The 25,498-nt window shown below is 36.9% G+C and carries 23 protein-coding genes; 10 read left to right on the top strand and 13 right to left on the bottom strand.

All coding sequences use genetic code 11. From position 1 onward, the window contains the following. Positions 1-7: 7 nt before the first annotated feature. The 5 genes from AC5XHR_RS05110 to AC5XHR_RS05090 form a co-directional block, all read right to left on the bottom strand. The gene (locus AC5XHR_RS05110; RefSeq protein ID WP_495949693.1) at positions 8-394 is read right to left on the bottom strand and encodes a DUF423 domain-containing protein; all 387 of its coding nucleotides are present in this window, start codon (positions 392-394) and stop codon (positions 8-10) included. 6 nt (positions 395-400) lie between these two features. After that, positions 401-859 (bottom strand): hypothetical protein, encoded by a 459-nt coding sequence (locus AC5XHR_RS05105; protein WP_495949692.1) that lies wholly within the window; start codon positions 857-859, stop codon positions 401-403. A gap of 95 nt (positions 860-954) precedes the next feature. Further along, on the bottom strand, positions 955-1,131 hold the full coding sequence (locus AC5XHR_RS05100) for a hypothetical protein (RefSeq protein WP_495949691.1): 177 nt from the start codon (positions 1,129-1,131) through the stop codon (positions 955-957). A 9-nt stretch (positions 1,132-1,140) separates the two neighbouring features. Next, the gene (locus AC5XHR_RS05095; protein WP_495949690.1) at positions 1,141-2,223 is read right to left on the bottom strand and encodes a hypothetical protein; all 1,083 of its coding nucleotides are present in this window, start codon (positions 2,221-2,223) and stop codon (positions 1,141-1,143) included. Then, positions 2,223-3,572 carry a hydroxymethylglutaryl-CoA reductase, degradative gene (locus AC5XHR_RS05090; RefSeq protein ID WP_495949689.1) on the bottom strand — a complete coding sequence of 450 codons (1,350 nt, stop codon included), beginning with the start codon at positions 3,570-3,572 and terminating at the stop codon, positions 2,223-2,225. The genes AC5XHR_RS05095 and AC5XHR_RS05090 overlap by 1 nt, the downstream gene beginning before the upstream one ends. A gap of 83 nt (positions 3,573-3,655) precedes the next feature. Here AC5XHR_RS05090 and AC5XHR_RS05085 point away from each other — a divergent pair, with 83 nt between their 5' ends. The 5 genes from AC5XHR_RS05085 to ygiD all read left to right on the top strand — a co-directional run bounded on the left by AC5XHR_RS05085 (position 3,656) and on the right by ygiD (position 8,115). Further along, positions 3,656-4,552, top strand: coding sequence for a DUF4846 domain-containing protein (locus tag AC5XHR_RS05085; protein WP_495949688.1), 897 nt, complete (start codon positions 3,656-3,658; stop codon positions 4,550-4,552). Positions 4,553-4,577: 25 nt separating this feature from the next. Next, positions 4,578-6,005 carry a glycoside hydrolase family 125 protein gene (locus tag AC5XHR_RS05080; protein ID WP_495949687.1) on the top strand — a complete coding sequence of 476 codons (1,428 nt, stop codon included), beginning with the start codon at positions 4,578-4,580 and terminating at the stop codon, positions 6,003-6,005. A 46-nt stretch (positions 6,006-6,051) separates the two neighbouring features. Beyond that, a complete protein-coding gene (locus AC5XHR_RS05075) occupies positions 6,052-6,549 on the top strand; it encodes a cupin domain-containing protein (RefSeq protein WP_495949686.1) in 498 nt (165 codons plus the stop codon). Between the two features lie 179 nt (positions 6,550-6,728). After that, on the top strand, positions 6,729-7,238 hold the full coding sequence (locus tag AC5XHR_RS05070; RefSeq protein ID WP_495949685.1) for a YceI family protein: 510 nt from the start codon (positions 6,729-6,731) through the stop codon (positions 7,236-7,238). Between the two features lie 49 nt (positions 7,239-7,287). Next, positions 7,288-8,115 (top strand): 4,5-DOPA-extradiol-dioxygenase, encoded by an 828-nt coding sequence (gene ygiD / locus AC5XHR_RS05065; protein WP_495949684.1) that lies wholly within the window; start codon positions 7,288-7,290, stop codon positions 8,113-8,115. 95 nt (positions 8,116-8,210) lie between these two features. Here the strand turns inward: ygiD and AC5XHR_RS05060 are convergent, their stop codons facing one another. Then, positions 8,211-8,855, bottom strand: a complete 645-nt coding sequence (locus AC5XHR_RS05060) for a leucine-rich repeat domain-containing protein (RefSeq protein ID WP_495949683.1) — start codon at positions 8,853-8,855, stop codon at positions 8,211-8,213. 117 nt (positions 8,856-8,972) lie between these two features. On the opposite strand from AC5XHR_RS05060, the gene AC5XHR_RS05055 reads away from it, so the two are divergent. Beyond that, a complete protein-coding gene (locus AC5XHR_RS05055; protein WP_495949682.1) occupies positions 8,973-10,142 on the top strand; it encodes a carboxypeptidase-like regulatory domain-containing protein in 1,170 nt (389 codons plus the stop codon). A 51-nt stretch (positions 10,143-10,193) separates the two neighbouring features. On the opposite strand, the gene hutH is transcribed toward AC5XHR_RS05055, so the two are convergent. Then, the gene (hutH, locus tag AC5XHR_RS05050) at positions 10,194-11,687 is read right to left on the bottom strand and encodes a histidine ammonia-lyase (protein WP_495949681.1); all 1,494 of its coding nucleotides are present in this window, start codon (positions 11,685-11,687) and stop codon (positions 10,194-10,196) included. A 116-nt stretch (positions 11,688-11,803) separates the two neighbouring features. Here hutH and uvrC point away from each other — a divergent pair, with 116 nt between their 5' ends. Next, complete coding sequence (gene uvrC, locus AC5XHR_RS05045) at positions 11,804-13,594, top strand: excinuclease ABC subunit UvrC (RefSeq protein WP_495949680.1); 1,791 nt, start codon at positions 11,804-11,806, stop codon at positions 13,592-13,594. Between the two features lie 31 nt (positions 13,595-13,625). Here the strand turns inward: uvrC and AC5XHR_RS05040 are convergent, their stop codons facing one another. From AC5XHR_RS05040 to AC5XHR_RS05030, 3 genes are read right to left on the bottom strand one after another with little or no spacing between them, the layout of a single operon-like run. Beyond that, positions 13,626-14,441 (bottom strand): hypothetical protein, encoded by an 816-nt coding sequence (locus AC5XHR_RS05040; RefSeq protein WP_495949679.1) that lies wholly within the window; start codon positions 14,439-14,441, stop codon positions 13,626-13,628. 14 nt (positions 14,442-14,455) lie between these two features. Continuing rightward, positions 14,456-15,538: a putative type IX sorting system protein PorV2 gene (locus tag AC5XHR_RS05035; RefSeq protein WP_495949678.1), complete on the bottom strand. Its 1,083-nt coding sequence runs from the start codon at positions 15,536-15,538 to the stop codon at positions 14,456-14,458. A gap of 4 nt (positions 15,539-15,542) precedes the next feature. Continuing rightward, positions 15,543-16,430 carry a DMT family transporter gene (locus AC5XHR_RS05030; RefSeq protein ID WP_495949677.1) on the bottom strand — a complete coding sequence of 296 codons (888 nt, stop codon included), beginning with the start codon at positions 16,428-16,430 and terminating at the stop codon, positions 15,543-15,545. A 101-nt stretch (positions 16,431-16,531) separates the two neighbouring features. Here AC5XHR_RS05030 and AC5XHR_RS05025 point away from each other — a divergent pair, with 101 nt between their 5' ends. Then, positions 16,532-17,590 (top strand): Gfo/Idh/MocA family oxidoreductase, encoded by a 1,059-nt coding sequence (locus tag AC5XHR_RS05025; protein ID WP_495949676.1) that lies wholly within the window; start codon positions 16,532-16,534, stop codon positions 17,588-17,590. Between the two features lie 2 nt (positions 17,591-17,592). Here the strand turns inward: AC5XHR_RS05025 and AC5XHR_RS05020 are convergent, their stop codons facing one another. Together AC5XHR_RS05020 and AC5XHR_RS05015 are read right to left on the bottom strand one after the other, a co-directional pair. Continuing rightward, positions 17,593-19,476: an ABC-F family ATP-binding cassette domain-containing protein gene (locus AC5XHR_RS05020; RefSeq protein ID WP_495949675.1), complete on the bottom strand. Its 1,884-nt coding sequence runs from the start codon at positions 19,474-19,476 to the stop codon at positions 17,593-17,595. Between the two features lie 86 nt (positions 19,477-19,562). Next, positions 19,563-20,456 carry a glycoside hydrolase family 25 protein gene (locus tag AC5XHR_RS05015; RefSeq protein ID WP_495949674.1) on the bottom strand — a complete coding sequence of 298 codons (894 nt, stop codon included), beginning with the start codon at positions 20,454-20,456 and terminating at the stop codon, positions 19,563-19,565. Positions 20,457-20,534: 78 nt separating this feature from the next. Here AC5XHR_RS05015 and AC5XHR_RS05010 point away from each other — a divergent pair, with 78 nt between their 5' ends. Continuing rightward, positions 20,535-21,794 carry an NAD(P)/FAD-dependent oxidoreductase gene (locus AC5XHR_RS05010; protein ID WP_495949673.1) on the top strand — a complete coding sequence of 420 codons (1,260 nt, stop codon included), beginning with the start codon at positions 20,535-20,537 and terminating at the stop codon, positions 21,792-21,794. Then, on the top strand, positions 21,791-22,474 hold the full coding sequence (gene trmD, locus AC5XHR_RS05005) for a tRNA (guanosine(37)-N1)-methyltransferase TrmD (protein WP_495949672.1): 684 nt from the start codon (positions 21,791-21,793) through the stop codon (positions 22,472-22,474). Before AC5XHR_RS05010 ends, trmD begins: the two co-directional genes overlap by 4 nt. 128 nt (positions 22,475-22,602) lie before the next feature. On the opposite strand, the gene AC5XHR_RS05000 is transcribed toward trmD, so the two are convergent. Next, on the bottom strand, positions 22,603-25,425 hold the full coding sequence (locus tag AC5XHR_RS05000) for an alpha-amylase family glycosyl hydrolase (RefSeq protein WP_495949671.1): 2,823 nt from the start codon (positions 25,423-25,425) through the stop codon (positions 22,603-22,605). Positions 25,426-25,498 lie beyond the last annotated feature (73 nt).

Here is a 25,498-nt window from a genome sequence, read left to right as displayed (position 1 = left end):
TTGTAAGTTAAAATTGATTTTTTGCGAAATAATAAATCAACATTCCCCAGCTAATAATCATTAAAAAACCTCCAAGTGGCGTGATTGGGCCTAAAAATTTAAGATTCACTCCCCAATGATCTTGAAAGCTTAAAAAATAGATACTTCCTGAAAACAGAATCGTTCCTAAAATCATTAACCAAGAAGTCCATTTTTCCATTCCTGATTCGAATTTTAAAATATAACCCACAATAAGTAGGAAAAAAGCTGCATACATTTGGTATCGAACTCCGGTCTCAAAACTTTCTAAACGTTCTGGAGAAAGGATTTTTTTAAATGCATGAGCTCCAAAAGCGCCTAAAATAACCGATAATAAGCCATAAACAGCTCCAAATACTAAGGTGATTGTCTTCATATTTTTTTAATTTACATTTCGTATTTCATCAATTCGGTACGAATTTTCAAAAGGAATTACTTTTACTTTTCTTGTATAGTTTGTTTTAAAATCTTGGTCGGTTGTCACTAGCGAAAACCAATATTCTTTGTTTGCAGCCGAACTCAATAATTTGATTTGGTCGACTTTTATTTTTCCAAAATCCTGCTGCGGAACCAAGAAAATCTCTTCGGAACGAATATCTTTTAAAGGATAAATGGAATCCCATTTTTTATGAAAATCAGCATCGGACATGCCGCCATAGTACTCGGTTCCAATAGCGTCCATCCAAAGCTCCGAAAATCTTGATGTATATAGCATTCTTTCGCTTTCAACAGTATCTTTACCATCTTTTGGCGTGTTAAAATATTTTTCAATTTCGACTTTCAGCCAATTCTCTATTTTTGAAATATCTTCTGTACTCGTTTCGGTTTTTTGTTCATTCACAACCAGCTTTTCCTTTTCTTGTTTTGTGCACGAGAATAGGGAATATAGTATCAAAAAAAGTAAAGCGAAACCTTTCATCTAACAATTTTTGTAGTTTAAAACTGGAGTTCTCCCTTGGAATAAAGGATTGCAAGTTTACCAACTAAAGTTAGCGTTCCAAGCGCAATGAAAAGCCAACCGTATTTTTTGCTTGTTGCAAATCCTGGGTTTGTGGTCATTCTCAAAAAAACGCCGAATCCCAAAAGGATAATAGATAAGATAATTCCGAACATGATGTTTAATTAATAGGGTTGTAGTTCTATTTTTAGTTTTTTCTTCGTTTTATAATCTTCCCAAGTTCCGACAAGATTGGTGCCTTTTTCGTCCAAAATAATATTGGCTTTAGGAATCCAACGTGCATTTTCATCATCATGATAATCATCTTCAACCAAAGTAAAACGATGGTTTTCATACGTTCCTCGCCACTCAATCAGCTTTTTATGGGCATCATACCAATAGGTGATGGACATGGAATTATCATCAAAAATTTGATTTACCATAAGCGTAATCGGATATTTCCCATCAATCATCCCTTTATAAATGCGATACTGAAGATTAGGTTGTGTTACAGCAGTTTGGCTACCTGATAATAGATTTTTTGCATAATCGGTAAGATGTGGCGCCAATTTTTCTAATGGTATTTTGATTTCATACGAATCTAAATCATCGATACCACGCCTTGCATGATTCGAGCAGCGACCAGAAATGAGTACGAGTTGATTCTTTTCAATATAATAATCTACATAATCAATGCCTCGATATTCAATAGAGCCAAGGCATTCCTCATAAAGTTCAATTTGCTCATTCGTTGTTTCGTCTTGAGTTTCGGATTTTAAGTCTTTAATATACGCTGTAATTTCATTTCGAATTGACGAACGCATGATGGATTCTACATTTTTCACAGAACTACGTTTGATTAAATCTAATATGTTAATGTAGTTACCAGTTCGGATGTCAAAATTTTTCCACTGTTCAAAATTCTCGGGATACGCGCCAGAAGCCTCGCCCGAAAAATAAATACTTAGAATATTTTTAGGAGCTGCAAGCTTTTTCCACTCATAAAAATAAACGAAATTCGAATAGGAAGTGGTACCTGAACCAACGAGCTGAAACGGATCTTTTCGAGTATTTGGGATGTTTTCCAAATCGGATACCTGCAAATACAAGTTGATTTTATCCGCCGCTTTTTTATTGGTAGGTATACTCACAAAGGGATACACAGCATCGTCAGTTTTTGGTGGGAGATTGGTAACCACCACTTTGGTTTCTTGCGCAAAGAAGAAACTTACCCAAAAAGCAAAAAAAACGATGCTTATATTTTTCATTATTGACCTCTTAATTTGTTCAATTCTGAGATAACTTCGTGATGGCTCACGGTTTTGTCTTTGAAATAGGTTACAAAATGTTGTTTTTCTTCTTCGGTTGCACCGAATTGATTCAAAATATTGAACAAATGCATTTTCATATGTCCTTTTTGAATTCCCGTGGTTACTAAAGAACGTAATGCTCCGAAATTTTGAGCCAATCCCGAAACCGCCAAAATGCTCATCAATTCTTGCGCAGATGGTTTTCCAAGCAATGCCATCGAGAATTTTACTAAGGGATGAAGATTGGTTAAACCTCCCACAACACCTACTGAAATTGGCAAGTCAATCCAAAATCTGAAAATTCCATTGTCGGTTGTACAATGCGTTAATGAAGAGTATTTTCCACTTCTAGAAGCATACGCATGGGCGCAAGCTTCGGTTGCACGGAAATCATTTCCTGTAGCTATAACAACGGCATCTACACCATTCATAATTCCTTTGTTATGCGTTGTTGCACGATACGGTTCAATTTCCGCAATGCTTACGGCTTGTTTAAATTTCCAAGCAAATTCTTCATTAGAAATTCCGCTATCGTCTTTCAAATCGTCTATCGGACAAGAAACTTCGGCGCGAACAATACAATCAGGCGTATAATTCGACAAAATATTCATCACCACTTGTAAAGAATCTTTTTCTTCTTGTGTAAATTCTGTTTCGTTTGCAACTTCGTCTTTCAACGTTTTTCCAAACTGCTCCAAACACGAGTTAATGAAATTAGCACCCATCGAATCTTGCGTGTCAAAACTCGCTTTTAATTGGAAATAATTCGGCATCTCGTCCGTTTTATCAATCAAACGAATATTCAAAATTCCACCACCACGCTTTCTCATGTTTGCGGTGATGTCTTCGGTCGCTTCGAATAATCTTTTCTTCAATTTAAAATTGAAAAAATGCTGAAGTTTATGCGGTTCTACATTAAAAATAAAATGCGTGTGCCCTAATTTTTTGGTGTTGATGATGGTTGTTTTGAAACCTCCTTTGTCGATCCAAAATTTTGCAGCTTTAGAAGCCGCAGCAACCACCGAGCTTTCTTCCACAGCCATCGGTAATGCCAATAATTTTCCATCAATCAGAAAATTAGGCGCAATTCCGTACGGCATAAAGAAGTTGGAAATGGTATTTTCCGAAAATTCGTCGTGCAGTTTTTGTAAATCAGGGTCGTTGTTCCAATATTGTTGTAAGATTTTCTCGTATTCTTGATCGTTGTTTAGATATTCTTTGACGAGCCAATCTATTTTTCCTTGTTTTGTTAATTTTGAAAAACCTTCAATGGGTTGATGATTCATAATCTCTGTTTTGAAAGTCAAATATACACAATTAAAAGGTCAATTTTCTTTTTTAAAGCCACCGATGTGAAGGGATTATTTGTATTTTTAGACAAATCTTTTAGATGAAAAATGGGTTTTTACATTTAGCTTTATCAAGTTGCATCCTCGTCATTTCATGTTCGGAAAATTCGAAATCATCAACTTCCACCTCGATTGTGGAGGGAAAACATACTGGTGAAAATTCAAATTCTAGTACGAAAGAAAATTTAGTAAAAACTTCTCAAAATACGATTAAAAGCCGATTTTCTGCTCCAAAAGGATTTCATTGGATTGAAAGTGCACCCAATTCGTATGGCGATTTTATAGAAAATTTTAAGTTGCAGCCCTATGGAACACAAATTCTGAAATACGATGGAAACCCGATTTCCACACAACATTTGCATGACGGAGTTTTGGATATTGATATTGGAACGACGGACTTGCAGCAATGTGCTGATGCGATTATGAGACTTCGAGCGGAGTATTTGTGGAAGGAGAAAAAGGAAGATGAGATTCAATTTCACTTTACAAGCGGCGATTTGATGACGTGGACCGCCTACAAAAATGGAATTCGACCGATTGTCAATGGAAATAAGGTGAATATGCGTCAACAAGCGAATCCGGATGGTTCTTATGAGAATTTTAGAAAATATTTAGATTTAATTTTTACCTATTCTGGGACAATTTCTCTAAATAAGGAAACGCATCCAATAACGAAAAACGAAGATTTGAAAACAGGTGATATTCTCAACACGCCGGGAAGTCCAGGACACGTTGTTTTTATTGCTGGCGTTTGCGAAAATGAAAAAGGAGACCGACTTTACCTTTTGGGCGAAGGTTTTACACCGGCTCAATCCATTCATATTCTTAAAAATCCTTGGCGTCCATCACAAAGCCCTTGGTATTCATTGGAGGTGAACGAGTCAGAAACAAAAACGGCGAGATATTTATTTAAACCTACCAATTTTAGGAGGTTTTAAATCAACTTAATATAAAAAAAAACGGATGAATAGAAGAAATTTCTTAAAAAATGGAGCTTTGGCTGGTGCCGGATTGCTTTTGACAGAAAATATGTTTGCAAAACCTTTCTATTTCGAGAGTTTTCCAGTGGTGCGAACTCCTTTAGAAAAACGCCATTTTAAAAGCGAAGCCATAGAAAATGCCATTTCGGCTTTTCAGAAAAAAGTAAAAAATAAAGAATTGGCTTGGCTTTTTGAAAATTGTTTTCCAAATACTTTAGACACCACGGTTTACTATGAAGGAATTAATGGAAAACCAGATACCTATGTGATTACAGGGGATATTGATGCGATGTGGCTTCGGGATAGTTCGGCCCAAGTTTTTCCCTATTTACCTTTTACTAAAAAGGATGAAAAATTACATCAACTAATTGCGGGAGTCATTAATAAGCAAACAACTTTTATCCTAAAAGATCCCTATGCCAATGCTTTTTATAATGATGAAGCGAAAATTAGTGAATGGAAAGATTTGGATTTAACGGAGATGAAACCTGGTGTTCACGAGCGAAAATGGGAAATCGATTCGCTGTGTTACCCGATACGTTTGGCGTATCATTTTTGGAAAGAAACAGGCGATACAAAACCTTTTGATTCCAACTGGGTGAATGCTATTAAGTTAACATTGAAAACCTTCAAAGAACAACAACGGAAAGAAAATTTAGGACCGTATAAATTTCAAAGAAAAACAGCTTGGGCTACCGATGGTGTTGCGATGGGAGGTTATGGTTATCCAACAAAGCCTGTAGGTTTAATCAGTTCTATGTTTCGCCCAAGTGATGATGCAACGGTTTTTGGATTTTTAATTCCGTCCAACCTTTTTGCTATTGTTAGTTTGAAACAAGCTGCCGAAATGGTAAACGTCATTATAAAGGATGAGAGTTTAGCAAAAGAATTAAAAGATCTTGCTATCGAAGTTGAAAATGCAGTATCAAAATATGGAATTTACAATCATCCCGAATTTGGAAAAATATATGCGTTTGAAACCAACGGTTTTGGAAGTTATAATTTAATGGATGATGCTAATGTGCCGAGTTTACTGGCATTGCCGTATTTAGATGCTGTGAACTATGACGATCCCGTTTATCAAAATACGCGTAAGTTTATTTGGTCTGAAAACAACCCGTTCTTTTTTAAAGGAAGCGTAGCAGAGGGAATTGGTGGTCCGCACATTGGTTTGGATATGATTTGGCCAATGAGTATTATCATGAAGGCATTAACGACCAATAACAAAGAGGAGATAAAGTGGTGCATCCAAACCCTGCAGAAAACCCATGGCGGGACAGGCTTTATGCATGAGTCTTTTCATAAGAATAATGCAAAGAAATTTACTCGATCTTGGTTTGCGTGGACAAATACGCTTTTTGGCGAGTTGCTTTGGAAAACCTTTCAAGAAAATCCCGATTTATTAACGTAGAATTGCAATTCTAAGTATATTTGAAATCTTAAAAAAATAAAACAGAATGTCTGAATCGAAAAAAGAAATATTCGAAAAAGTTGAAGGGAAATTAGAGGAACAAGGTTTTTCCATCGTTTCAAAAGACGAAAATAGACCTTGGGGCGGCTTTTTTGTAATAGATGAAAAGCAAGCGCAAGATTTTGCAGACACCTATTTCGATGGAATTGATGTTGAAACCTTAAAAATTGGTGGAAAATTGAGCCCAAAAATTCTGTTGGTGGCTCCAGAAGCTCGCTTGAGTTGGCAGTATCACCACAGAAGAGCAGAAATCTGGCAAGTTGTTGATGGAAGTGTTGGTGTAAATCGAAGCAACACTGATGAAGAAGGTGAATTGAAAACCTATTTTCCTAAAGATCAAATTAAATTGGAAAAAGGCGAGCGCCACCGTTTGATAGGTTTAGAAGGTTGGGGTGTTGTTGCAGAGATTTGGCAACATACGGATGCATCTAATCCTTCGGATGAAGATGATATTGTTCGTGTGCAAGACGATTTCGGAAGATAGTAGCTGCCTTAAAAATACATAGAAACCACTTTTTCAATTTTGAAAACGTGGTTTTCTTTTTGTACCGATCTTTCAAAAAAATGAAAATATTTCGTTTTCTTACCATATGTCAATGAATCAAGGCATGGGATCAACCTAAATTTGTCCTATAAATACTAACAAATAAAAAAATAAAAATTATGGCAACTAAATGGTTATTAGACCCGACACATAGTGAAATTACATTCAAAGTAAAACACATGATGATTTCTAACGTAAAAGGAGAATTCAGAAACTTCAACGCAGAAATCGAATCAGATGATGATACGTTCCAAAATGCGAAAACTACAGCATATATCGATACGGACTCTATCTATACAAACAACGAAGATCGTGACAATCATTTAAGATCTGCAGATTTCTTCAATGTAGAGAATAATCCAAAAATTACTTTTGAAACGTCTTCTTTAAACGACGGAATCACTGGGAACCTAACAATTAACGGAATTACAAAGCCAGTTAATTTGGATGTAGAGTTCGGTGGAATCAATAAGGACCCATGGGGAAATACAAAAGCTGGTTTCTCTTTCTCAGGGAAAATCAACAGAAAAGATTTCGGATTAAACTGGAACTCGGCTCTAGAAACAGGAGGAGTTTTGGTTTCTGACGAAGTAAAAATTGCAGGTGAATTGCAGTTTGTAAAACAATAAGCATAAACTAATATGAAGGAAGTTTTATTGGGCTTCCTTCCTTTTTTCAATGAATTTACATCAATTAGAAAATATAGCAAACGGATTTTCTGGTTCGGACAAGATGCCGGTCGTTTTTATGGGACACGGTTCTCCGATGAACGCCATTGAAGAAAATGTGTTTGTAAAAGGATTTCGGGATGCGGCGAAAGATTTGCCCATTCCTAATGCTATTTTGTGTATTTCCGCGCATTGGTATACCGAAGGAACGTTCCTTACAGCAGGCGAAACCCAAAAAACCATTCATGATTTTTATGGTTTTCCCAAGGAACTTTTCGCGGTGGATTATCCTGCTAAAGGTGATCCCAAATTATCGCTGGAAACAGCAGAATTGCTTTTGCCTAACGAAGGTATTCTTAGCGAAAGTTGGGGACTCGATCACGGTGCGTGGTCGGTTTTGCGACATATGTATCCTGATGCGGATATTCCCGTGATTCAGATGAGTATTGATATGACGAAACCGGCGCAGTATCATTTTGATTTGGCGAATCGTTTGCAAAAACTTCGTGAAAAAGGCGTTCTTATTTTAGGAAGTGGAAACATCGTTCACAATCTTAGAATGGTTGATTGGAAGAATATTAACGTTGTTGGAGCGGGCTGGGATTGGGCGATTGAAGCTCGTGAGAAAACCAATCAATGGTTGATGGATGGTGATTTTGAACGTTTAATTCAATATCAAAATCAAGGAACGGAAATTCAGTACGCGATACCTACTCCGGATCACTTTCTTCCGCTGATGTACACTTTAGGTTTGAAAACGAAAACCGACGATCTTCAACTCTTTAATGACGAATTGATCGGTGGAAGTTTGAGTATGACTTCCGTGAAAATAGGTTAATCAATTTTAAAATATACATAAAAAAGCTCTGGGTTTTCCAGAGCTTTTTGCCTCTCTACAAGGCGATAACAAATTAAATATGATGAAAAAATACGTTAATCTTGATTCACTTTCCAATTCATGTTTTTTGCAAAAGTTAGTGCTTCTGCAGATGGACGTTCATTTCCATCAGCGCCATTGCCGATACTAATTTCGCCCGACGTTTTTGTATTTCTGTTCGGAAGTGATTTTAGAACCTTATCCAAATCTTCGGTTTTGAATTTATTTTCACCCAAATCCAAGAATTCCAAATTGGTGTTTTTTGAAATATCCAACGAGGACAGTTTGTTGTTTTCCAGCATTAGATTTTCTAAACCAATTGCATTTTGAACATCCAATTGCTTTAATGCTCGTTTTTCTAAATTCAATGTTGTAATACTTTTTCCAGAATTTGCATAGATTTTAACGAGTTGACGAACCAAATTTCCTTTAATAATTTCACCATTCGGATTACTTATTGGGTATGTCATTTTTTGATAATCGCCCCAATCTACCGTGATATTTTGAGAACTTTTCAGCCAAAATGAAAATTCTGTTGCTGTAGATTCGTTGGTTACAAAAGAGATTTTCGGAATGTTTGGATTTTCAGGATCGTACGAATTTTCTTCAATATTAACGTCATCATTGTTTTCACATGACATCATCATCGAACTTACGCCAAATGCTACTAAAAAAGCAAAGAATAAACGAAATATTTTCATTGTTTATGGGTTGTTTGTAGTAGTAAATTTACGAAATATAGTATTTCATAATCCGAAACTGACTTATATCAGAATTATTTTGTAATCTTGTATCACTATAAAATTAGTTATTAAAATATGAACCGATTTTTACTTTTTATCGCTTCCTTTTTGTGTTGTATTTGGGCTCATGCTCAGGTGATTCAAGGAAAAACAATGACTGAAAATGGAAATCCATTAAGTCAAGTCCAGGTTTATGTTGATGGATCAAAAATCAGTACGATTTCGGATGCTCAAGGTCGATTTTCTATCGATGTAAAAGGCGTTAGCAATGCAAATCTTGTTTTTCAAAAAGAGGCTTACGAAACGAAAATTGAAAGTGTAAAATCCATGGCTGGAAAAGAGAACGAAATTCGGTTGTTGAAGTTTCAGGAAATTGAAGAAGTTCGAATTATTCCCTATACCGAAGAGGCTTACAAGAGATATATTAACTATTTCCTCAATGAATTTTTAGGAATGGATCAAGCAAACGTTAAATTGAAAAACCCTCGAAGCTTGAAATTCTCTTACGATAAAAAGACGAAATTTCTGAAAGTGAAAGCCAAAGAGCCTTTGATTATTGAAAATAAAAAATTGGGTTATACCGTTCAATACGATTTGATGTCCTTTGAGACTGATTTTAATCAGCGTTTGGTTAGTTTTTACGGAACTTCATTTTTCAAAGAACATAAAGCCACTAAGGAATTGAAAGTCAATCGCATGAATGCGTTTTTAGGAAGCTTGCAACATTTCATTCGCTCCGTAGTTGAAAATAAAGTAGAAGTAGAAGGCTTTTGGGTGAATTACATCATCCGAATGCCGAATCCAAAATATCCAACGGCAAGTGAATTGGCCGAATTAAAAGCGTTTCAAGAAGAAGCGAAACTTCAGAAAAACCTTTTGGTTCCTCAGCATATTATGGATATCAGCCGTAAAAAGTCGGGGAACTCGGAGTTTGTTCAAGGATTAACAAAAACCAAGCTTCCTGAAAGTGAATATACGAAGAGAGTGGGCAAAGATTTGTATCTCACGGTAAAAGACATTCTTCAAGTGAATTACAAAAAGTTCCCATATTCCATCGAGAAAGGAAAAATAAAAAAGTCTGAACTTTCGATGGCTCAGACTTCTAATTTATACCTTGATGGTGAGGCTTTCTTGCTTTTTCCAGATGGAAATACGTCGGATCCTAATCTCTTGCTTTCGGACGGCGATTTTGTAAAAAATAAAGTAGGCGAGATGCTTCCCTTAGATTACAAACTCGGAGATTAATTTCGTGATCAATTTAAATTAAGTAAATAAGAAAGAATCTCGATACGAAAATTACGGATTAACTTTAAATTTTCTTGCACGGATAAGGTCTGCAATTGCTAGCATGTCTTCACCAATTAATCGATCGTCTTCTAATTTTGGAACGACAGAACGGATGAGATTGAAATTTTCTTCGATTATTGGTGAACATTTTGCAGGTCTTCGGAATTCTAATCCTTGCGCGGCATACATTAATTCCACCGCTAAAATATTCACTAAATTATCCAAAACTTGATTGAATTTTCGTCCCGAAATACTTCCCATAGACACGTGATCTTCTTGTCCTAAACTTGTTGGAATGGAATCAGCTGATGCTGGGAAACAAAGCGTTTTGTTTTCGGTAACCAAAGCTGCAGACGTATATTGAGGAATCATAAATCCAGAATTCAAACCAGAGCTTTCCGTTAATAATCTTGGTAAACCAAACTTGCCTTCCAACAAAAGATAGCTTCGTCTGTCTGAAATATTTCCTAATTCGGCTGCGGCTAATGTTCCATAATCTAAAGCCATCGCAAGCAATTGTCCGTGGAAATTCCCTCCAGAAATGGATTCTTCAGCGCTTAAAACAATTGGATTATCGGTTACAGAATTTAATTCGGTTTCCGTAAGTTGTTTTAAATGTTCGAATGCATTTCGACTCGCTCCATGAACTTGCGGTACACAACGCATAGAGTACGGATCTTGTACTCGACTGCAATCTACATGAGAATTCAAATTTTCAGAATCGGAAAGCAACCAACGCATACGCTCAGCCACTTTTCTACTTCCATCAAACGGACGAATATCGTGAAGTTCTTTCTTGAATGGACTTGCAGAGCCTTGATAGGCTTCAATACTCATAGCAGCGGTAAGGTCCGCCAAATCTAACAAATACGCCATTTTATCTAAACCTTGCATTGCATGAGAAAGAATAAACTGCGTTCCATTGATTAATCCCAAACCTTCTTTCGGGCCTAAAGTTAAAGGCTCCAATTGATGTTTTTTTAATACAGAAGCCGCGTCAGAAATGGTGTCATTTTCCCAAACTTTTCCTAATCCTAATAACGGTAAAACCAAATGCGAAAGCGGAGCCAAATCTCCCGAAGCGCCCACCGAACCTTGTTCTGGAACAACGGGAATAATATCTTTTTCCACCATCGTTATTAAACGCTCAATCATGTTTAATGAAACGCCCGAAAATCCTTTAGATAAAGCATGGATTTTCGAAATCATCATCATTTTTGAAAGATCTTTACTGATCGGTTTTCCAACACCTACGGAATGCGAAATAATCAAATTATGTTGCAGTTGAGCTGTTTCTTCATCAGAAATTTTCGTATCACAAAGCGGTCCGAAACCGGTGTTAATACCATAAACCGTACGGTCTGAAGCCACAATTTCGGCTACATTTTTTTGAGATTGGGTGATTTTTGCTTTGGCTTCATCATTCAGGATAATTTGTTCTTTACCCTGATTAATGTTGATAATATCTTGAATTTCTAACTGGTCAATCCCAAAATTTTTCATAATTTTTCTACTAAATAAGTTGTAGTAAATATCGTGATTTTCTCGCTCATGCCAAATCTTTGGTTTAAGTTCGTAGGAAAGTCGTTCTTTTTAGAGATAATTGTACCTTTGTTTATATGAATTCAAATTTGGAGCTTCAGCTAAAAACGTTACCCTCAGAGCCGGGAGTTTATCGCTATTTCGATAAAAATGAACAGCTTTTGTATGTTGGGAAGGCTAAAAATTTGAAGAAACGGGTTTTGTCGTATTTCAACAAAAACTTGCCTGGTTATCGAACTCGAATTATGGTGAAAAAAATTCACCGTCTCGAAACCACGATTGTTCCTAGTGAATACGATGCTTTGCTGTTGGAAAATAACTTGATAAAAGAGCATAATCCGTATTACAACGTGATGCTCAAGGATGACAAAACCTATCCTTGGATTTGCATCAAAAACGAAGATTTTCCACGAATTTTTCTGACGCGAACTCGAATTAAAGATGGTTCTGAGTATTTTGGACCCTACGCAAAAGTTCGTCCTGCTCGCGTTTTATTGGATACGATTAAGCAGTTGTATAAAATTCGATCTTGTAATCTCAATCTCGATCCTGAAAAAATCGAAGAAGGCAAATTTAAAGTGTGTTTGGAGTTTCATATTAAGAATTGCAAAGGGCCTTGTGAGGGTTTTGAAACCAAAGAATCTTACGATAAAAAAATCGATGCGATTCGCGGAATCGTCAAAGGAGATTTCCGACTGGCGCGAAATTATTTGGTGGAAGAAATGACCACTTTTGCTGAGAATTTAGAGTTTGAAAATGCGCAAATGGTCAAAGAACGTTTGGATGTTTTAGAAGATTATCAAGCGCGAAATACGGTTGTTAATCCGAATATTGATGATGTTGATGTTTTTGGAATGACCAGTGATGAAACCGCCGCGTATTTGAATTATTTTAAAATTCGAAACGGAAATATCATCCAGAGTTTTACCACAGAAATCAAGAAAATTATTGATGAGTCGGATGAGGATATTATGGAAGAAGCGTTGATTGAAATTAGGCAAAAATTCAATTCCGATTCCAAAGAAATCTTGCTGCCATTCCATCTTTCGGTAGAAATTCCGAATGTAAAATTAATTGTTCCTAAAGTCGGTGATAAAAAGAGAATTGTAGAGCTTTCCGAGAAAAATGCGAAGGAATATCGCATTGAAAAGTTGAAACAAGTTCAAATTGTTGATCCCGAGCGACACACCAATCGGATTATGGCTGAAATGCAATCGCTGTTGCGAATGCCTGTTGAGCCTCGTCATATTGAAGGTTTTGATAATTCTAATATTCAAGGAACCAATCCTGTTTCAGCTTGTGTGGTGTTTAAAGATGGAAAACCAAGTAAAGCCGATTATCGTATTTTTCATCCCAAAACGGTTGAAGGTGCGAACGATTTTGCAACGATGGAAGAAGTGATTTATCGCCGCTATAAACGCTTATTGGATGAAGGTGAACCGTTGCCACAATTAATTTTGATTGATGGAGGAAAAGGCCAACTTTCTTCGGCGGTAAAAAGTCTGAAGTTGTTAGGTTTGTACGGAAAAATTACGATTATCGGCATCGCAAAACGCTTGGAAGAATTGTATTTTCCGGAAGATCCGATTCCATTGTATTTGGATAAAAAATCAGAGACTCTCAAGATTTTGCAACGTGTTCGTGATGAAGCGCATCGCTTTGGCGTTCGACACCATCGCACACGACGAAAAAATTCTACCATTCAATCGGAGTTGGAAGAGATTCCGGGTGTTGGTCCGAAATCGATCGAAATGCTTTTAAAGAAATTAAAATCTGTAAAACGCGTTCGAGAATCCAGCGTTGAAACCTTAGAAGAAATTTTAGGAAAAAGTAAAGCCCAATTGGTTTGGGCCTACTTTAATTCATAAAAAAACTCGGAACTAGATTCCGAGTTTTTGTTTATTTCTGTTTTAACACAAGATTCTGTGTTTTTCCACTCGCATCCGTCGTTTCAATAACCAAATTTCCACTTTCTAAATATCCAAATGTTGATGTTCCATCACCCATTTGAACTCGGAAAACATCGGCTTTTGATGTATTTTTAAAAGTTGCAAAAGGAACGTTACTATCGTTGCTTACCAAAATGAATTGATCGCTTCCTAATTGAACTTTCTGATATTCTTTATTTCCAAAAGTATACGCTTGAACGCCTGGTGCTGTTGTTGATTTCACAGTCGTTGTATTGCTTTGGCTTTGAGCAACCGGAGCCGTTGTTTCTCTAATTTTTTCGGGTTGTTGCGTAACCGTTTTTGCAGGAGTTAACGGAGTTGCAGCAATCATTACTTTCGGTTGATTGGCTTCATTTGGGTTAGATGACGGCATTTCTTTCATCGAAATTCGTAATGCATCTGGAAAGCCTTTGTCAAAATCTTTGATCATCGAAGTTCCTTTATTTTCCCCAAGAACTCGGTTCTGGCAATCGGTAAAACGAACCGTCACACGATTACGCATCATGTTCGAATTGTCCAAAATCTCCGCTTTCGCAACACTGCATGGGTTGGATGCCAAGAGTTCTGGCAAAACACCATTTTCATCTTGAATAACAATGTATTGTCTCGACGTTAGTTGCGCTTTCAATAATTGAGGAAGTTTATAATCACCCTTCGGAAATTCTTTTGAAGATGGCGTAATGTAAACGTATTTGTAATCGGAAACACTTTGAGCTGACAAAGCAATTGTTGCTAAAATTCCGATTAATGAAGTTAATTTTTTCATTGGATATATGCTATTTAATTTCTGAATTTACCCATGTCCAAACGTAAAGAGAAGAAGTTCGAATAGAAATTAGAACCTCCAATTCCGGAGTTGGTAATGGCGTAATCCAAAGTTAGTCCTTTATACTGAATTCCGATTCCAGCACTAGGCTGGAAGGAAACTTTTCTTTTTAGATCCTCAATATCGGTAATATTTTGAAATCGATTAACTCCTAAACGAACAAATATTAAATCTTGAAATTTTAATTCGGCTCCTGCATACGGCGAAATACTTGCAAAATCCGTTGAAATTAAAGCTGCCGTTTTTGCAAAATCAACATTAATTCCCGCTTCAGGAAGTAATTCTAAATCACGATTAAGTTCAAAATTTTTACTAACACCAAAATTCAATTTTGGCATGGTTAATTCCATTTTATCTTTTGGTGCTGGATTGAATTCTTCTCCGTTAACCACCGTTGATAGCTTTTCCTGATTCACTTTCCAGAAGTTCACGGTCGTCGTGATGTCACGAATCATACCACCAATTTTCCAATTACTTTCCGTGGTGTAAATTCCACCCAAATCAAATCCAAAACCGAAACCGCTTGCAAATTTCCCCACATTTCGATAAACCAATTTTGCGTTAACTCCTAAACTAATTTTTTGATTTCCACCGGGATGGAAACCATAAGAAATAATTCCTGCATAATCCGCTTGGGAGAATTTCGATATTTTATCATAATCGATATTTCCTTCACTATCAATCATTTGCGTTGTATTGAGAATGTTGTCAATTCCCAATCGAACAACAGAGATTCCTAAAACGCCTCCTTCGTTATCCAAAGGCTTGGCAAAGGCTATATAATCGTACTTTGCAATAGATTCAAAATATTCTGCGTGCATTGCCGCACCTTGCCAATCTCGTTCTACACCCGTTAATCCTGCGGGATTCCACATCGGGGCATATACGTCATCTTGATTGCTAATTACGGCTCCGCCCATGGCTAATCCACGAGCACCAGCACCAATATTGAGAAACTCATTAGAGTATTTACGCACAATTTGTGCGTTATAAAAAGTAGTGATGCAAAGAAGGAAAAAAAGTATCTTTTTTTTCATGAATTTAATTTTCAATCGGTGTTTTCACTTTCTTCTTTGTTTTGAAATAGCCATTTGCAAAGATGGATAAAATCATTACTAATGAAGCTCCGTAGAAAACGGGGGTCATGTGTTCTGACGCTCCAAAGATAAAAAACGCCAAGATAATCCCATACACCGGTTCTAAATTTACCGTTAAAATTAAAGTAAACGGTGAAATATATTTCATCAAATTAACGCTTTCAAGCATTGGGTATGCGGTAAAAACACTTGCCAACAAGACTATTAACGCTAAATCTTTCCAACTTATTTCATGGAATTCAACAATTTTTCCTGTTGCTGCAAAAAACAACGAAATAATCAGCCAACCACCAAAAATTTCATAGAAAATGATATTTGATGATGAGGTTTTTCCATAAATTTTCCCATTCAAAACGGAGAAAATAGTTCCGAAAAGGGCGCAGAAAACCCCAGCAATAATTCCTTCTTTATAGCTCATTTCAGCTTTGAAAATAAAGGAAATACAGATGACAATGATAATTCCAATGATGATTTCAACAGGATCAATCTTCCGTTTAAAAATGAGTGGCTCCAAAACCGACGCAAAAAGCGTTGAAAGCGATAAGCAAGAAAGTGCTATCGAAACGTTGGAAACCTTAATGGAATAGAAAAATAAAAGCCAATGCGCGCCCATAAAGGCACCAATTCCGAATAATTGCAAAAGAAGTTTCTTAGAAATCTTTAGTGACTGTTTTAAAATAAATCGATTGAAAATATACAGAAAAAGTGCTGCAAAAAGCATTCTGTAGAAAACCAATTTGTAAGCGTCTGTTTGGATAAGTTTACCCAAAATTGCCGTAAATCCCCAAAGGAAAACGATTAAATGAAGTCGGAAAATAGCTGATTTGAACATAATTGAAACTTAATGCAAAACTATCATTTATATTATAATAAATCGCTCCATTTTTCGAGGAAAAAGGCGCAAAATTTTATCTTTGCATAAAATCTTTCAGTATGCAGTTGATACAAGTTGGGCTTTGCGCTTTTGGAATGAGTGGACGTGTTTTTCATGCGCCGTTTTTTAAGGAACATCCGGGATTTCATTTAGCTGGAATTGTTGAGCGTTCCAAAAATGATTCGCAAGAAAAATATTCGGATTCTACGATTTATCGAAGTGTTGAAGAGCTTCTTGCCAATCCTGATATTGAATTGGTTGTGGTGAATACGCCCGTTCAAACCCATTTTGAGTATTGCAAAATGGCAATCGAAGCGGGGAAAAACGTTATTGTTGAAAAACCTTTTACTGTAAATTCTGCCGAAGCAAAGGAATTGGTTGCTTTAGCGGAAGCAAAAGGTGTTTTTCTGAGTGTTTTTCAGAATCGTCGCTTTGATCGAGATTTTCTGCAAGTGGAATCTGTTTTAAAGGAAGGTATTTTAGGCGAAATCAAGGAAGTTGAAATTCGTTTTGATCGTTTTCGAACCCATGCAGGATCCAAAATTCACAAAGAAGATCCGAATCTTCCGGGTTCTGGTGCTTTGCACGATTTGGGAACGCATATAATTGATCAAGCGGTCGTTTTATTTGGAAAACCGAATTCTGTTTTTGCCGATGTTTTTTCGATGAAGGGAAAAGCGTATGCTAACGATTATTTTGAAATTTTATTAGCGTATTCCGATGAAAAACGAGTGCGTTTGAAAGCGTCGGTTTTTGCAAAAGAAGATCACGATGCCTATAAACTTTTTGGTTCCAAAGGTTGTTTCCTTCAGGAACGATCGGATGATCAGGAAAATGAATTGGTAGCAGGAGCAATTCCTACATTTAATGAAGAATGGACAATTCCATTAACCAAATCAGACGGAATTCTTAATGTTGTTTTAGAGGATGGAAACGAAATTCGAAACGAATTGACCAGTTCGCCCGGAAATTACATGCATTACTTCCAAGAAATTTATGAGCATATTGTTTTTGGAAAAGCGTTACCATCACAAGCTTCCGAGATTGTAGTCAATATGGAACTAGTGGATGCTGCTTTGCAAAGTTCAAGCGAAAAAAGATGGATTCCGTTTAGTTAAATTTATTCTTCGTTCAGTTCGAGCCAACGCATTTCGTGGTTTTCTAACTTCTCAGAAATTTTTTCTAAATCAGCAGAAAGCTTGGCGATTTTCTCGTAATCACTTTCGTTGTTCAGAAGTTCAAGGATGGTATTTCGTTTCTTTTCGAACTCGGGCATTTCTTTCTCAATCGTTTCCAATTCGCGCTGTTCCTTATATGAACGTTTCTTTTTAGGAGCAGCTTTTTGAGTTGGAGTTGCTTCTTTTATTTCAGGCTCTGAAACTTTAACTTCAACAGCTTTTTTCTCGTCGGTTTGTTTCTTCTTCCATTCGCGATATTCGGAGAAATTCCCTGTATAGTTTTTAATTTTCCCTTCGCCTTCAAACGCCAAAACATGATCAACAATACGATCCATGAAATAACGATCGTGCGAAACAATAATGAGTGAACCTTGGAAATTCAGCAAAAAGTTTTCTAAAACCGTTAATGTCGGAAGGTCAAGATCGTTTGTTGGTTCATCAAAAATCAAGAAGTTTGGATTCTGATACAACACGTACATCAAATGCAAACGACGTTTTTCGCCCCCTGAAAGTTTCGAAATTGGTGAATATTGCGTTTGATCATCAAATAAAAACAAACGTAAAAACTGCGATGCCGAAATGGTTCTTCCATTGGCTAATGGGAAGTTTTCAGAGATTTCACGGATAAAATCAATGACACGTTCGTCTTCTTTATATTGCAAACCTTTTTGCGAAAAATACCCGAATTTTATCGTTTCTCCCGTTTCAATTTCTCCCGCATCTTTCGCTTCTAAACCTTGAATAATATTCAGTAAAGTAGATTTTCCAGCGCCATTTTTACCGACAATTCCTACTTTCTCACCACGTTGAAATTGATACGAAAAATCTTTTAGTAAAAGGTTGTCACCAAAACTTTTATCAATATTTCGAAGTTCAAGAATCTTTTTTCCAAGACGCTTCATTTCGAAATCCAATTCCAAAGCATCTTTTTTGGTATTGGTTTTTGCGACTTTTTCTGTTTCGTAAAACGCATCGATTCTCGATTTTGACTTAGTTGTTCGTGCTTTGGGTTGGCGACGCATCCATTCTAATTCCTTGCGATACAAATTATTCGCTTTGTCAATCGTCGAATTGAGGTTTTCTTCGCGAATCATTTTATTTTCCAAATAGGTCGCGTAACTTCCTTGGTGAACGTAAAGATTTTGATCTTCCATTTCCCAAACGATGTCACAAACGGAATCCAAGAAATAACGGTCGTGCGTTACGAGCAACAAAGTGATTTTTGCTTTACTCAGATAGTTTTCTAGCCATTCTACCATTTCCACATCGAGGTGGTTGGTGGGTTCGTCCATGATTAACAAGGTGTGGCGATGTTCGGCACGCGTTTCTGTTAAAAGCTTCGCAAGAGCCACTCTTTTGATTTGACCACCGGAAAGGGTTCCCATCTTTGCTTGTAAATTGGTGATTTTTAACTGAGATAAAATTTGTTTCATCTCATTTTCCAGATCCCAAGCTTTTTGAAGTTCCATTGCTGCGATCGCATCTTCCATTTCCTTCGTGTCTTGGGAAATCAACGAATGGTGGTATTGTTTCAACGCTAAAATCGGTGGCGAATCCAAAGTCATCATGAACTCGTCAATCGTTAAATTCGATTCGAAATCGATTTCCTGATCAAATAAAACAACTTGAATGTCTTTATTAATGGTTACGTCGCCTTCATCTGCAATTTCTTTTCCCATCAAAATCTTTAAAAGCGTTGATTTTCCGCTTCCGTTTTTGGCAACGATGGCAATTTTGTCTCCTTCATTAATATTAAAACTAATGTTTTTGAAAAGAGATTTTAAACCATACGATTTAGATAGATTTTCTGCAGCAACGTAATTCATTCCTAAAAAATTTAGCGGCAAAAATACGAAAAACAAATTCCTTTCAGAAAAGGAACGTAAGAACTTCTAAAAGAAAAATTGAAGAATTAATCAATCGTCAAGCCTTTCAACGACCAAAGTCCACCGTTATACACATTAAGATCTACTTTGGTGTTGATGCCGTGAACGATTCCTTTTTCCGAAAACTGCCAGAACTTCCAAGGATCTTTATCGGAAGGAATAAGCACGTCATTATAATTGGCTAGCCAAATAGGATAATCATCAAACTCACCTCGTAAATGATCTTTATAAAAATAGTAGTAGGTGTAGATTATAGGTTTGGTTCCGTATTTTTCTTCCATAATTTTGCACCAAACTTTAAGATCGGCGATAAGTTGCTCGTTCGACTTTCGTCGCGGTGCTTTTTCAATATCCAAAACAGGTGGCAGATCGCCACTTTCTAATTGGACATTATCAAGAAAATTATTGGCTTGCTGAATCGGATCTTCGTCTGGACGATAAAAATGATAGGCTCCACGAATCTTTTCGTGTTTTTTGGCCAATTCCCAAAACTCATCAAAATGTTTATCTGAACTCGAATTTCCCATCGTGGCTCGCAATACAACAAAGTCAATAGGAATGGCGCCATTAGCGATGGAAAGACTGTCCCATTGAATGTCTTCCTTGCGTTGGTAATGGGAAATGTCGATTCCAAACGTTTTATCATTGTATTCCTGAATAATATTTTTGATTCGATTGGTTTCGTATTCGTTGTTTTTCAGTTTTTTATGCTCGAATTTTTTAAAATACATCGCATAATAGAACGTAATTTTCTCTTTTAGGTAGTAACCTGTTCCAAGCAAAGCAATGGCAAGTATGGTCAAAAGAATAACGCGGCGCAAAAGATAATTTTTGCGGCGATTGAGATGCCTTTTTCGGGTGGTTTTCTTTTTAGATCGAGTCGTTTTCTGTGCCATTCGTTTGCAAAAGTAAATATTCATCTTTAGAATTAGCGATTTTATTTTTTTGGCTTTCGTGAGGATTGGTTTTAAAAACCTTAATTTTGCAAAAAACTTCGTATGCGTGATAAAATTGTTGTTATTGGTGGCGGATTTGCAGGGCTTAGTTTTGCTAGAAAACTGAGTGGGAAGAGTGGTCAGAAGGTGGTTCTTATTGATCGGGTTAATCATCATATGTTTCAGCCGTTATTTTATCAAGTTGCTAGCGGAAGGATAGAGCCTTCTAATATTTCGTTTCCGTTTCGTAAGATTTTTCAACGTTCAAGGAATGTTCAGTTCCGCATGTCGGAGGTAGAGCGCATTATTCCTGACGAAAATAAAATTGTGACTTCGGACGCCGTTTTTTCCTATGATAAATTGGTGATCGCCACAGGTTGTAAAACCAATTTTTTTGGAAATGAAAAAATGGAACGTCTTACCTACGGGATGAAAAATACCCAAGAAGCGATTAGTATTCGAAACCAAATATTATTGACTTTTGAAAAGTTGATTATCGAAAAGTCACGAAGCGACGATGGAAATTGGAATATCGTTATCGTTGGTAGTGGTCCTACGGGAGTAGAATTGGCGGGCGCTTTCGCCGAAATGAAGAAAGAAGTGCTTCCAAGAGACTATCCGCATATGAATTTTGATCATCTGAAGATTATTTTGGTATCAGCTACCGAAAAACCTTTGGATGTGATGAGTAAAGAAGCTCAAAATCAATCTGAAAAGTATCTGAAAGACTTAGGTGTTGATTTTTGGAGCGGCGAACGTGTTGTAGATTACGATGGCGATGTTGTTTCCATGCAAAGTGGGAAAGTGGTAGCGAGTAACAACGTGATTTGGGCCGCTGGAGTTACGGGAAATGTCATTGAAGGTTTGGGTGAAGATAAAATGGTTCGAAATCGTTTCATCGTCGATCGTTTTAATAAAATTAAAGGTTACGAATCAATTTATGCGATTGGTGATATTGCCTATATGGAAACGCCAAAATATCCAACGGGTCATCCGCAAGTCGCGAATGTAGCTTTAAATCAAGGTGCGAATTTGGCAAAAAACTTCCTTAAAAAATCGGAATCTGATTGGAAGGAATACGAATATAAAGATATGGGATCGATGGCCACCATCGGGAAACATAAAGCCGTTGTTGATCTTCCAAAATGGAAGTTCCAAGGAACTTTTGCGTGGTATTTTTGGATGTTTCTACATTTGATGCTCATCTTAACGGTTCGAAATAAATTGGCGATATTCTTCAATTGGATGTGGAGTTATTTTAACAAAGATTCCTCACTACGATTGATTATTTTGCCTACAATAACAAATAAAACGGAACAATGAGAATAGATATAATTAGTGTTTTGCCCGAGTTAATGGAAAGTCCATTTCAGGCTTCAATCTTAAAACGAGCGATGAATAAAGGTCTTGCCGAAGTTCATTTTCATCAATTGCGTGATTGGAGTGTGGGAAAACACAAGCAAATTGACGACGAGCCTTATGGTGGCGGAGCCGGAATGGTGATGATGGTAGAGCCGTTGGATAAATGTATTTCCGAATTGAAAACGGAACGAACTTACGACGAGATTATTTATTTGACTCCCGAAGGGAAAACGTTGAATCAGAAAATCGCTAACACCTTTTCTATCAAAGAAAATTTGATGATTATTTGTGGACATTACAAAGGAATTGATCAGCGCGTTCGAGATTTGCATGTGACTTTCGAACTTTCAATCGGGGATTATGTACTTACGGGAGGCGAGTTGGCGGCTTGCGTTCTTGCCGATTCGGTTATTCGTTTGCTTCCTGGAGTATTGAATGACGAGCAAAGTGCTTTGACAGATAGTTTTCAAGACGATTTATTGTCACCACCTATTTACACAAGACCTGATGAATACAAAGGTTTGCGAGTTCCTGATGTTTTGTTGAGTGGAAATTTCGGTAAAATTGAAGAATGGCGTCATGATGAAGCGGTTCGAATTACAAAAGAACGTAGACCAGATTTGCTTGAAGATCATTTTTAGATAAAGCAAAATCCACTTCCTAGGAAGTGGATTTTTTTATTCTTTGTCATTCAGAACGGAACAAAGTGGAGTGATGAATCTCTTTACAAATTTGAGATTCCTCCTCGTCGGAATGACAATTGTAAAAATTATTTCACAATAACTTTAGCCACAGCGGCTCCGTTATCGGATTTGAGTTGAATTAAATAAACGCCGCTTTTAATTCCTGAAATTCGAAGCGATTCTTGACTCTCCGAAGATTTCGCTTTTTGAGAGTGAATCAACTTTCCAGAAAGGTCATACACATAAATTGTTGCGTTTTTTGCTTTCTTGTATTGGATTTTAATTTCGGATTTTGAAGCTGGATTTTCCAAAATTTGCAATTGCGCTGCATTCGAATTGGAAAAATCCGAAGTTCCTAAATTAGAAGCTTGCGCATCACCTAGAATTCTAAATTCTCCAGGTTGCAGTAAAACAGGAGTCGTTGCTGTTGCAAAACTGATCACGTTATTTCCGTTCATCAAATCGTACCAATTTCCTGCAAAAGGAAGTTCTGGATTTACATTTTGAGGTGTTGTTGTGTAATTGGCGAAAATAGCTACATTTTTCACTTTTCCTGCGGCTAAAGCTGGATTAGAAATGTGAATTTTAGGCATCAAATCACCTGATTTTACTTGGAAGGTTTTTGATTCGAAAACTTCATTCGCGTTTTTCAAAGTCAAAACTTTTGCCCATGTATCGTAAATGGCTTTTCTTGGCGGATTAACATCATAACCTAGTGTAAAAGCAACAGGTTTTGAAGAGGTTCTACAGCCTGAATCGTTCGTTCCATCAGGACATTGATTAATACTGAAATCATATCCTAATTCTCCAAACTGCCAGATCATTTTTGGTCCTGGAACCGCCAATAGAATAGCGCCAATTCCTTTCATTCGATCCAAAGCGGTGTTTAAATCTTTGATGTTGTAACCCCCATCCGTTTTTCCATATTGAAGGTTTTTGTACATCAAACGTTCTTCGTCATGACTTTCACCATAAGCCATATTTCGCATTTCTGTGAAACCGTGTGTCGTGTAATTTACACGATCAATATTGCTGCTCGGAGCCCAAGACATCGTTGTTTCGTTATATGGATTCACCAAATTATTCCACATCATGACCCCTTTTCCTTCGGCAGCTTTGTAGTTTGCCCATTCTTGCTCTTCCTGATCACCACCCAAATGCTCAAAAATAACATACGATGATGGATCTTGATTCCATTGATAATCGGCATATTGTTTCAAGATAGCAACTCGATCTGCTTGGTATGCTCCTGTACAATTTTCATCTGATGGCGAACAGTTTTGCGTAAATCCTTTGGTAAGATCCCAGCGGAATCCATCAACTTTGTACTCTTTCATCCAATGTTCTACGACGCGTTTTACGTAGTATTTGGTTTCGTCTTTAGAATGATTGAAATCTTCAAAAACACTGTATGCATGCTTTGCCGTCGTGTTAAAGAATGGATTCGTTGCAGATGGTGGTCCATATCCAGACGGATTGGTATTCCACATTCGTACTAGTGGATTTCTTTGCGTAGCATGGTTTAGTGCAATGTCCAAGATCACCGCTATTCCATTTTGATGACAGATGTCTACAAATTCTTTGAATTTATCGGCGGTTCCGTAAGCTTTGTCAATGGCGTAATGAAATGATGGGTTGTAACCCCAAGAGTCATTTCCTTCAAATTCCATAATCGGCATTAATTCAATGGCATTGATTCCTAATCCTTTTAAATAAGGGATTTTATCAATGGTTGATTGCCATGTTCTGCCTTCCGTAAAGTCACGAACAAGAAGTTCGTAAACTGTTAGTTTTTCCTTTGCAGGCTTGGTGAAGTTGGCCACTTTCCAAGGATAATTTGGCATTCCGGTTTGAATTACCGATACATCAAAACTTTGTCCAGCTGGATAAGCGGGTTTGTTTGGATACGTTGAAGGCGAAATCCATTGATCATCATCCGGTGATAAAATCAACGGAGAATAGGGGTCTGCTACAACAATTTTATCACTTGTTTTGTACTGAAAAGTATAGACTTGTTGAGGTGTAAGGCCAGTAATTTCTTTCCAAAATAAATTAGGATTGCTACTATCTACATTCATCAAAGAACTTGAATTGTCTTGCCATCCATTAAAACTTCCAATCACATAAGCGAAATCTTTTCCAGGTGCATACAAAGCTAAACCAACTTTGGTTGGATCATTCGGGTCGTACGAAATTCCTTGCTGCATATAAGCTGGCATTGGTGCGACCGTAAGTGGTGGTTTTTCGTTAATGGTAAATTTCTTCGTGACAGCATTGGTTCCTACAGTTGCTACCAATTCAAAATCTTTATTTCCTGATACGATGTAAGGGTAGGAAAAGTTGGTCGAAGGAGTTGTAGTTTGGTAAATACTTACTCCGTTGGCTTTCAAATCAAATGTTGCATCTATCGAAGCTGTCGCTGTAACGGTGTACGAAGAACCTCCCGTTAAAAACTGAATGCTGTTTTCCGCTGGTTGATTTAGAGTTAGTTGAAGTTTTCCAACAGTGACCAGATAGTCCTTGGATTGTGGAGCTCCATTGAGCGTTTTAACAAGGAATCCAATTTGTTTTAAAGATAAACTTTGATTCCCGTAAAATGCTTTTGGTACAAAACTAATGGTGTACGTGCCATTGCTTTGTCTGGTAAGTTTGTTAGCGGCATTTGAATTCTCCCAAACGCCGTTAGTTACGCTGTCGTGAGATTGGTTGTCCGTAGTAATACCCCACGACCAAAGGTATAAATCTTGTGTTCCCCAAGTGGTTTCGTTGATGTTTGTGAACGTGATGGTGATTTGTTCATTTTCGTCGAAACTAGCTGGGGACACGCTATAGGTTACATCTATTTTTTGTGCAAACACAAAAATCGAGAAACCCATCAGAAAAAGAAATGAAAAAATAAATTTCTGCATAGTATCACGTTTTTAATATTTAGATAAATATAAAAGGATTTTTTTATGAATCAATATCTTTCTTTTGCTTTTT

It is taken from the genome of Kaistella sp. CFF1-2, from assembly GCF_059509915.1.
This window is presented reverse-complemented; position numbering and strand designations above follow the sequence as displayed.

Bases quoted from the DNA above. Each gene is read 5' to 3' on its own strand.
- AC5XHR_RS05110 (WP_495949693.1), bottom strand. From the start codon at position 394: ATGAAGACAATCACCTTAGTATTTGGAGCTGTTTATGGCTTATTATCG.
- AC5XHR_RS05100 (WP_495949691.1), bottom strand. From the start codon at position 1,131: ATGTTCGGAATTATCTTATCTATTATCCTTTTGGGATTCGGCGTTTTT.
- AC5XHR_RS05095 (WP_495949690.1), bottom strand. From the start codon at position 2,223: ATGAAAAATATAAGCATCGTTTTTTTTGCTTTTTGGGTAAGTTTCTTC.
- AC5XHR_RS05085 (WP_495949688.1), top strand. From the start codon at position 3,656: ATGAAAAATGGGTTTTTACATTTAGCTTTATCAAGTTGCATCCTCGTC.
- AC5XHR_RS05080 (WP_495949687.1), top strand. From the start codon at position 4,578: ATGAATAGAAGAAATTTCTTAAAAAATGGAGCTTTGGCTGGTGCCGGA.
- AC5XHR_RS05075 (WP_495949686.1), top strand. From the start codon at position 6,052: ATGTCTGAATCGAAAAAAGAAATATTCGAAAAAGTTGAAGGGAAATTA.
- AC5XHR_RS05070 (WP_495949685.1), top strand. From the start codon at position 6,729: ATGGCAACTAAATGGTTATTAGACCCGACACATAGTGAAATTACATTC.
- ygiD (WP_495949684.1), top strand. From the start codon at position 7,288: ATGAATTTACATCAATTAGAAAATATAGCAAACGGATTTTCTGGTTCG.
- AC5XHR_RS05060 (WP_495949683.1), bottom strand. From the start codon at position 8,855: ATGAAAATATTTCGTTTATTCTTTGCTTTTTTAGTAGCATTTGGCGTA.
- AC5XHR_RS05055 (WP_495949682.1), top strand. From the start codon at position 8,973: ATGAACCGATTTTTACTTTTTATCGCTTCCTTTTTGTGTTGTATTTGG.
- hutH (WP_495949681.1), bottom strand. From the start codon at position 11,687: ATGAAAAATTTTGGGATTGACCAGTTAGAAATTCAAGATATTATCAAC.
- uvrC (WP_495949680.1), top strand. From the start codon at position 11,804: ATGAATTCAAATTTGGAGCTTCAGCTAAAAACGTTACCCTCAGAGCCG.
- AC5XHR_RS05040 (WP_495949679.1), bottom strand. From the start codon at position 14,441: ATGAAAAAATTAACTTCATTAATCGGAATTTTAGCAACAATTGCTTTG.
- AC5XHR_RS05035 (WP_495949678.1), bottom strand. From the start codon at position 15,538: ATGAAAAAAAAGATACTTTTTTTCCTTCTTTGCATCACTACTTTTTAT.
- AC5XHR_RS05030 (WP_495949677.1), bottom strand. From the start codon at position 16,430: ATGTTCAAATCAGCTATTTTCCGACTTCATTTAATCGTTTTCCTTTGG.
- AC5XHR_RS05025 (WP_495949676.1), top strand. From the start codon at position 16,532: ATGCAGTTGATACAAGTTGGGCTTTGCGCTTTTGGAATGAGTGGACGT.
- AC5XHR_RS05020 (WP_495949675.1), bottom strand. From the start codon at position 19,476: ATGAATTACGTTGCTGCAGAAAATCTATCTAAATCGTATGGTTTAAAA.
- AC5XHR_RS05015 (WP_495949674.1), bottom strand. From the start codon at position 20,456: ATGAATATTTACTTTTGCAAACGAATGGCACAGAAAACGACTCGATCT.
- AC5XHR_RS05010 (WP_495949673.1), top strand. From the start codon at position 20,535: ATGCGTGATAAAATTGTTGTTATTGGTGGCGGATTTGCAGGGCTTAGT.
- trmD (WP_495949672.1), top strand. From the start codon at position 21,791: ATGAGAATAGATATAATTAGTGTTTTGCCCGAGTTAATGGAAAGTCCA.
- AC5XHR_RS05000 (WP_495949671.1), bottom strand. From the start codon at position 25,425: ATGCAGAAATTTATTTTTTCATTTCTTTTTCTGATGGGTTTCTCGATT.